The following is a 1,640-nucleotide window of genomic DNA, read 5'->3' as shown; positions in this document are numbered from 1 at the left end:
GAGCACATCCGGATGATGGGCGACAAGATCACCGCCAAGCAGGCCGTGAAGGACGCCGGCATCCCGGTCGTTCCGGGCTCGGACGGCGGCGTCTCGACCGAAGAAGAGGCCTTCGAGGCCGCCGACCGCATCGGCTTCCCGGTGCTGATCAAGGCCGCCGCCGGCGGCGGCGGGCGGGGCATGAAGGTCGCCCAGACCCGCGAGGACCTGGCCGAGGCGGTCTCGACCGCCCGCGCCGAGGCCCGCGCCGCTTTCGGCGACGACACGGTCTACATGGAGCGCTACCTCCAGAAGCCGCGCCACATCGAGCTGCAGGTCATCGCCGACAGCCACGGCAACGTGGTGCACCTGGGCGAACGCGACTGCTCCCTGCAGCGCCGCCACCAGAAGGTGCTGGAAGAAGCCCCCGCCCCGCTGATCGACGAGAAGGCCCGCGCCGAAGTGCTCAAGCGCTGCGTCGATGCCTGCGTGGAGATCGGCTACCGTGGCGCCGGCACCTTCGAGTTCCTCTATGAAGACGGTCGCTTCTACTTCATCGAGATGAACACCCGCCTGCAGGTCGAGCACCCGGTCACCGAACTGATCACCGGCCTTGATCTGGTCGAACAGATGATCCGCTCGGCCTGGGGCGAGGCGCTCGCCTTCAAGCAGGAGGACCTGAATATCAACGGCTGGGCCATCGAGAGCCGCATCTACGCCGAAGACCCGTATCGCAAGTTCCTGCCCAGCATCGGCCGACTGGTCCGCTACGACCCGCCGGCCGAGGGCGATCACGGCGCCTATGCGATCCGCAACGACGCGGGCGTGCGCGAGGGCGACGAGATCTCGATGTACTACGATCCGATGATCTCCAAGCTGTGTTCCTGGGCCCCGACCCGGCTGGCGGCGATCGACGGCATGGGCCGGGCCCTGGAGGACTTCCATATCGAGGGTCTTGGCCAGAACATCCCGTTCCTGGCGGCGGTGATGGACCAGGAGCGCTTCCGCTCGGGCAAGATCTCGACCAACTACATCAAGGACGAGTTCGCGGACGGCTTCCAGGGCACGGAGCCGACGGCCGACCAGATCGACATCCTGACCGCCGTCGGCGCGGCGATGCAGCGGGTCTACGCCACGCGAGCCCGCTCCTACGCCTCGGGCCTGATCGGCGCGCCGCGCGAGACCTGGACCGTGGCCATCGGCCCGCATCGCCGCCGGGTGAAGGTCTCTGGCGACGAGGCCCTCGCCATCGCCCTGCTGGACGAGAACCGGACCCTGACCCTGAGCGACATCGACTGGCGGCCCGGCAAGCCGGTGTTCAAGGCCCGTCTCGACGGGCAGGCCTTCACCGTCCAGGTCGCACCGGCCGCCGAGGGTTTCGACATCCGCCACCGCGCCACCAAGGCCCGGGTGCTGGTCCTGACGCCGCGCTCGGCCGAACTGCACAACAAGCTGCCCGAGAAGCAGGCCGCGGACACCTCCAAGCTGGTGCTCTCGCCTATGCCCGGCCTCGTCGTCTCCATGGACGTCGCCCCCGGACAGCTGGTCCGCGAGGGCGAGGTCGTCTGCGTCCTCGAGGCCATGAAGATGCAGAACATCATCCGCGCCGAGCGCGACGGAACCGTCAAGGCCGTCAACGCAAAAGCCGGCGATCCCGTCGC

The 1,640-nt window shown here is 68.5% G+C and carries 1 protein-coding gene; it reads left to right on the top strand.

Annotated features, from left to right (window positions below):
• Nucleotides 1–12 precede the first annotated feature (12 nt).
• On the top strand, nucleotides 13–1,640 hold a 1,628-nt coding region (locus NKJ21_RS27330), incomplete at its 3' end, for a biotin/lipoyl-containing protein (protein WP_254733421.1).

The organism is Klebsiella sp. SWET4, assembly GCF_024296565.1.
Taxonomy (GTDB): Bacteria; Pseudomonadota; Gammaproteobacteria; order Enterobacterales; family Enterobacteriaceae; genus Klebsiella; species Klebsiella variicola.
This window is presented reverse-complemented; position numbering and strand designations above follow the sequence as displayed.